Origin of the sequence: Marinobacter azerbaijanicus (genome assembly GCF_030250645.1) — a bacterium.
In the GTDB taxonomy this organism is placed as follows: domain Bacteria; phylum Pseudomonadota; class Gammaproteobacteria; order Pseudomonadales; family Oleiphilaceae; genus Marinobacter; species Marinobacter azerbaijanicus.
Genome location: NZ_JASSVS010000039.1, coordinates 1 through 5882, shown reverse-complemented (window position 1 = coordinate 5882; position 5882 = coordinate 1). Strand labels below are relative to the sequence as shown.

Here is a 5882-nt window from a genome sequence, read left to right as displayed (position 1 = left end):
AACAACCCGGTGCGCCCACTCGGTTGCGACCTAGTATTCTTCGGTGAGCCTGGCCGAGACGGAAAGCGCGGCCCCTACGCCTACACCAAGCTCTGGAACCAGGCGAAGAAGAAGGCCGGACTTGATGACTTCCGCTTTCACGACCTACGCCATGAGGCCGTCAGCCGGTTGGTAGAGGCGGGGCTATCCGATCAGGAGGTCGCCGCGATCAGTGGCCACAAGTCCATGCAGATGCTGAGGCGGTATACGCACCTGCGGGCGGAGGATTTGGTGAAGAAGCTGGATGGTATCATCAAGGCATAATATATATGCTATGCGGTAAAGGTATTAGTTTAGGTACGCTTATTGCAGTGTCAGCTTAAATTTTTTAGAGTTGAAGAAGATATGAAAAAGCTAAATGGTAGTTTGTATAGCATAGGCCATGGCGCACGAAGTATTGATGAGTTTATAAATCTGTTGATGGTGTATGATATTGAGTTTGTCGTTGATGTGAGGTCGAGGCCAAGATCAAAATTTAATCCTCAGTTTAATCAACTTGAGCTTAAAAAAAGCCTTGGCTTGTCAGGAATTAGATATGTGTTCATGGGGGAGGGGCTTGGTGGACTCCCCAAAGACCCCTCTTGCTATGATTATAGAGGGCATGTTGATTACAGCGTGCTAAGAGATAAGGATTTCTTTAGAGAGGGCGTTGGTAGACTTGTCACGGCAAACGAAAAAAAAATTCGTATCGCTTGTATGTGTAGTGAAATAGATGCCTGTGATTGCCATAGGAGTAAGCTTATTGGGGAAGCATTGTTAGTACAAAATATATCTATGCTTCATATTACTAAGCAGGGAGGTATTGAGAGTCAGGAAGATGTAATAAAGCGTGTGATCAATAAAGGCGGTGGTGATTTGTTTTCAGATGGTGATGTTCTTCTGAAATCGAGGAAGTCTTATAAGTAGGGGCAGGGATGATGAGCTTTAGATCTGATTTTGTTGTTATAATGACAAGAACAGCAATGAGTGGCGGGATTTGTGTTGGGGCGTATGATGTTGTCAATGAAAAGATGATTCGGCTTTTGGATAATCGAGCAGGTAGGTTGACAGCAGATGCACCGTATCAGATCGGTGAGGTTTACTCAATGGTTTACGCCGAAAGATATAACTTGATACCACCCCATGCTGAAGATGTCGCTGTCTATGAGGCTGAATACAGGGGAGAGTGTCCAGATGACTATTTTGATGGTTTAGTAAACGATGTGACTGTCTTTTCTGTCAGACTGTCAGAATTGTTTGATGGGAAATTGCATTGGGAATCAAGCGGCTTCATATTAGAAGATGATCTTCCTGGCTACAGTGTCCAAATAGCTACGCTACAACATCCTCTCATGCGAGACGATGACTACTTCAGGAGTTTAGGTCTAGGGGGTAGAAAAAGAATAAAATATGTAGGAGAAAAGCCTATTAGATATCTTCCAATGATAATTCAGCCAGGGGTAAAGATTAGGTTTTCTCTCGCGCGGTTTTGGGATAAGGGGGATGGCGTGAAAAGGGCATACCTACAAATTTCTGGAATTTATTAATCGTTGAGTCGGTAGTTGGGCGATGATTATGTTCACCTTCCTCACCCTAAAAGTGAAAGGTGAATATTTGCAAGGTATCAGTAAGAATGAGCGATGGTTTTTTTAAAAGGATTTTCAAGGCTCTTTGATGGTAAAAATATGAAGGAAGGAAGTAAATCTTATTTAATCGAGCTTGATTACGGGGATAGGAAAAGGGAGAAAGAGTTTGTTAAAGATATTTTGAAGAGATATGGAAGAGAGTCTTTGGTGGGTGCGGTCTTATTTGTTAATAATAACCCCTACCATCTTGAGCTTCTTTTATCTTTGCATTTCGAAAAGCATCATGAAGATTTTGATAAGTACTTGGCAGGAAAACATCCTACAGCCAAACGTGCTTATAATAGGTTTGTGGATGATTTGATTATTTCAATGCAAAATAAATCATATAATGTAGCTTCTGTTGTTGATCCTGAAGACGTCGATATGATTATGACATCGGGAACTAATTCTACTTTCTTCTTTCCTGATATGGATGAGCTTTTTAAGATCTGGGGTAGGCCCGTGACCATGAATAAACCTATTGTTTTTTTGTCGCACTCAAGTAAAGATAAAGAGCTTGTCGACAAGGTCTTTTACGAGTTGCAAAAGTCAGAAGTGGGTGCGTGGTATGATAAAGAGGAAATTGTGGCTGGTGAGAGTATTACTGATAAAATAAATGATGGGCTGAGTAAAAGTGATTTTGGGTTGATTTTTTTATCGGATAACTTCCTCAATGGGCAATCGGGGTGGACGATTGCGGAGGCTAACTTTTTCATGCAGCAGCGAATGCGAGACCCGTCGAAAAAATTCATTATCGTAAATATAGATGTGGCGCATCAAGATATGCCTCCTTTGATGCAGGACTATAGGTATGTGGATATAAATAAAGTAGGTTTCATGGATGAGATAAAGAGAGCAATTGGTTATAACATTAAAAATTAGTTGCAGGGATCCCGGATGATCAGGTGAGCTATAGAAGCTATCCTTTGCTGGTCACCAAAGAGCTTCTTCAGCAGTTCATCCGGGAGCAGGATATGGACATCAAGTTACATAAACAGGCGACCACCACACCGAAGTTTCGGGCCGAGATCCAGGCAGCGCCTACCAGCACCAGCGACAACGAGCTGGCACGCCAGTACGGCGTCGCCGTCGCGACCATCCGGCGCTGGCGGTACCGTGACGATGTCCAGGGCCGACCGCACACGCGTCACAACCTGCTGGCCACGCTCACTTCCGAATAAGAAGAGGTGCTGATCGCGGCGCGCGAACTCCTGCGCATTGGCCTGGATGATCTGCTCGTCGTGGCGCGTGAGTTCTTCAATCCTGGCTTGTCGCGTTCTGGCCTGCATCGCATGCTCAAGCGGCGCGAGGTGCCGACACTGGCAGAGCTGGCTAGACGGGACGCGGACGATGATGAGAAGCCCCAGCACAAGCCCTTCAAAGACTATGAGCTGGGCTACGTGCACATCGACATCAAACACCTGCCCCAAATGCCCGACTAGGAGCAAAAACGCTACCTGTACGTCGCCATCGATCGCGCCACACGCTGGGTCCATCTGGAGGTGAGACGCAGCCAGTCCGCGAAGGATGCGCGGGCGTTCATGAAGCGGGTGGAGGAGAAGGCTCCCTTCAAGGTCCAGACGGTACTGACCGACAACGGCAAGTCATTCACCGATCGCTTCACGCGGGCGGGTGAGCGCAAGCCCAGCGGGAACCACCCGGTTGACCAAGAGTGCCAGGCCCTTGGTATCGAGCACCGTCTGATCAAGCCGGGAAGGCCGCAGACAAACGGCATGGTGGAGCGCTTCAACGGCCGTATCAGCGATGTGCTGGCGACTCGGCGCTATACCTCAGGCGAGGACCTGGAGCAGACGCTCAAACGCTACACCTGGCTGTACAATCACCACATCCCGCAGAAGGCGCTGCACCATCAATCACCGATTGCGAAGATGAAGGAATGGCAGACCAAGCGTTCTGAGTTATTTACCAAGCGGGTAGTCAATCACACGGGACCCGAAAAATAATAAGAATAATAAGTTTATTATTCTTATTATTTTGTCCAACCTCGACTGCTGTGCTATTGCTTTTGAGAATTGTTAAATTTTGTTATCTATTTAAGTAGCTGTAATTCCAAGCCTTTTTGGTTCGCCATTTCTTCAAAATAATAAACTTTGATGATCAATATATAGTGCATTAATTGCTATGCAAGAGGCGCGTGCTTGAGCTTTTAATTTGCTTGGTTAGCATTGATTACGTCGATGTATAATTGATGGAGGGCTAGTCATGAAAGTCGAAGATTATCTTGTTGAGCGGTTCGGCCTACTGATGAGCATATCAGACCTGGCAGATCTTCTTGGTCGTTCGCCCGATGGCGTGCGGGTTTCTCTCTATTCAGATACTGAGGTCTCTCGAAAGCTGAAGCCCACGATGGTGAAGGTAGGGCGTCGTGTCTATTTCCGAACTCTCCAAGTAAAAGACGCTCTGGATTTGGAGCCTTCTGAATATGGCGCGTGTTAGTCCCTCGGTAGTACAGAATATCCTGGGTAGGGTAGTTGCTTATCATGCCGCATTCACGCTCCTTCCCGGCGTTTCAGTTCCTGGTGCAGTCTTCCTTAGCCAAGCATTTTATTGGACACGTAACACCAAGGCGGAGGAAAGAGGCGGGTGGTTTTATAAAAATCAGCGTGGCAGAGATAGTTGGGAGTCAGAAACAGGACTTTCTCCAAAGCAGCAGGCTAATGCTAGGAAATCGCTAGTGGAAATTGGCGTATTGGAAGAGGAAAGGAGAGATGTACCTGCAAAAATGTGGTATCGGGTGAACTGCGAGCGCTTGCTTGAGCTTCTGGCGGAGCAATTCGACGACGACCCTTCCGGAAGTGATTGTAATTCCCAGTTTTTCCCTTTGGTCGATTCTACTATCCCTTCTGGCCAATCTGGTGATCAGGATGGTCAAACCTTGATTCGACCAAAGGGCAAATCTATTACAGAGAATACAACACAGAGTACATCAAGAAATAAAAGCGAGGCGGCCAAGGCCAAGAGTCATCCTGGGGCCGAATCAAAATTAACTCGGGCGGAGATGGCTGAGTTATTGGGCCAGCAAAGAGCAGATCTCATAGCCAGAAACTACGGCAGTAACAAAGTTGGAGTTCCTGCAGTAGAAGAAATGCGCAGAACCCTTCGCACATGGAATTCAAGCGGCGCGGAACGGGGGTGATGGCCCCGACCGCACCTAACCACGACTGCCTGCATAGGAGGCATACATGGCTAGCAGACAGGGTATCACACCCGACTACACCGACAGTGGCCTGTCACGGCTTTACCGATCACACGCGGTCGAACAGCACGCCATCCAGAGTGAGATTCGAATTCTAATGATCATTGCCGGTTACGCTTGCGATTTTCTCACCGAAGAGTTGGAAGCCCTTCCCGAAGACTTCTTCACCTGCATCGAGGAGATGAAAGAGGTAATGGAGTCCATCGACCTGAAAAGTCTGGATTTTGAAAAACGGTCGCTCACTCTCCAGAGGACAAAACGGCGTCTGGAGGCCAAAGCGACCCGCCAGAATCGTCAAAAGGAGGTCTGATTATGAGCAATAAAATTTCGTGCGCACGAAAAATCGCTGGTGTCGCTCTCGCGGCCACCATCGGTCTATCGCAGCCAGCCATGGCGGGTGGGATTCCCGTTATCGACGTATCGAACCTGACCCAGCAGATTTTGCAGGTCCAGCACATGCTTAACCAAATCGAGCAACTGAAAAGCCAGCTCGAAACGGCCAACAAGGAGTTGGTCAGCATGAGCGGCGTCCGAGGCCTGGGTAATGTCATCGACTCGGCCTATGACACTGCCGTGAATGTCGATCCTAACCAGGTGCTGAATGACGCCGGCATCAGGGGGGCGAACGAACACGGCCTGTCCGGCGACGTGGCGGACCTGTACGACAGCGGCAACCAGAACACGGCGACTTGGCTTGGCCAGTCCCAAAAGTCCCTGGAACAGGCGCAGGAGCGTTTCAGCGAGCTGACAGGCTTGGTTGCCGAGGTTAACAACAGCCCCGACCAGAAAGACGTTCTGGACCTCCAGGCCCGTATCGGTGCCGAACAGGTCATGCTGCAAAACGAGATGGCCAAGTTGTCCATGCTCCGCTCGCAGGCCGAGGCCAATCAGGCGATGCACAACCAGCGCGTGCAGCAGATGCGCGTCGCCTCATCAGGGGAACCGTTCGAGCTTGATTGGTAAGGAGGCCTTATGAGTACCAGAAAAATTTCGTGCGCACGAAATATTGCCATTGTGGTTCT

General features: G+C 48.3%; 8 protein-coding genes and 1 pseudogene. All 9 read left to right on the top strand.

Going from position 1 to position 5882, the window contains the following annotated elements:
• On the top strand, nucleotides 1–303 hold a 303-nt coding region (locus QPM17_RS23230), incomplete at its 5' end, for a site-specific integrase (protein ID WP_285394126.1).
• An 81-nt stretch (nucleotides 304–384) separates the two neighbouring features.
• Nucleotides 385–945 (top strand): DUF488 domain-containing protein, encoded by a 561-nt coding sequence (locus QPM17_RS23225; RefSeq protein ID WP_285394125.1) that lies wholly within the window; start codon nucleotides 385–387, stop codon nucleotides 943–945.
• Nucleotides 946–953: 8 nt separating this feature from the next.
• On the top strand, nucleotides 954–1565 hold the full coding sequence (locus QPM17_RS23220) for a hypothetical protein (RefSeq protein WP_285394124.1): 612 nt from the start codon (nucleotides 954–956) through the stop codon (nucleotides 1563–1565).
• A gap of 93 nt (nucleotides 1566–1658) precedes the next feature.
• Nucleotides 1659–2525, top strand: coding sequence for a toll/interleukin-1 receptor domain-containing protein (locus tag QPM17_RS23215; RefSeq protein WP_285394123.1), 867 nt, complete (start codon nucleotides 1659–1661; stop codon nucleotides 2523–2525).
• 92 nt (nucleotides 2526–2617) lie between these two features.
• Nucleotides 2618–3607, top strand: a pseudogene (locus tag QPM17_RS23210) (DDE-type integrase/transposase/recombinase).
• 259 nt (nucleotides 3608–3866) lie between these two features.
• Nucleotides 3867–4100, top strand: a complete 234-nt coding sequence (locus tag QPM17_RS23205) for a plasmid-related protein (protein ID WP_285394122.1) — start codon at nucleotides 3867–3869, stop codon at nucleotides 4098–4100.
• Nucleotides 4087–4800, top strand: coding sequence for a hypothetical protein (locus QPM17_RS23200; RefSeq protein WP_285394121.1), 714 nt, complete (start codon nucleotides 4087–4089; stop codon nucleotides 4798–4800). Before QPM17_RS23205 ends, QPM17_RS23200 begins: the two co-directional genes overlap by 14 nt.
• Nucleotides 4801–4846: 46 nt before the next feature.
• Nucleotides 4847–5170, top strand: a complete 324-nt coding sequence (locus QPM17_RS23195; RefSeq protein ID WP_285394120.1) for a hypothetical protein — start codon at nucleotides 4847–4849, stop codon at nucleotides 5168–5170.
• Nucleotides 5171–5172: 2 nt separating this feature from the next.
• Nucleotides 5173–5823, top strand: a complete 651-nt coding sequence (locus QPM17_RS23190) for a TrbJ/VirB5 family protein (RefSeq protein ID WP_285394119.1) — start codon at nucleotides 5173–5175, stop codon at nucleotides 5821–5823.
• Nucleotides 5824–5882: the final 59 nt, after the last annotated feature.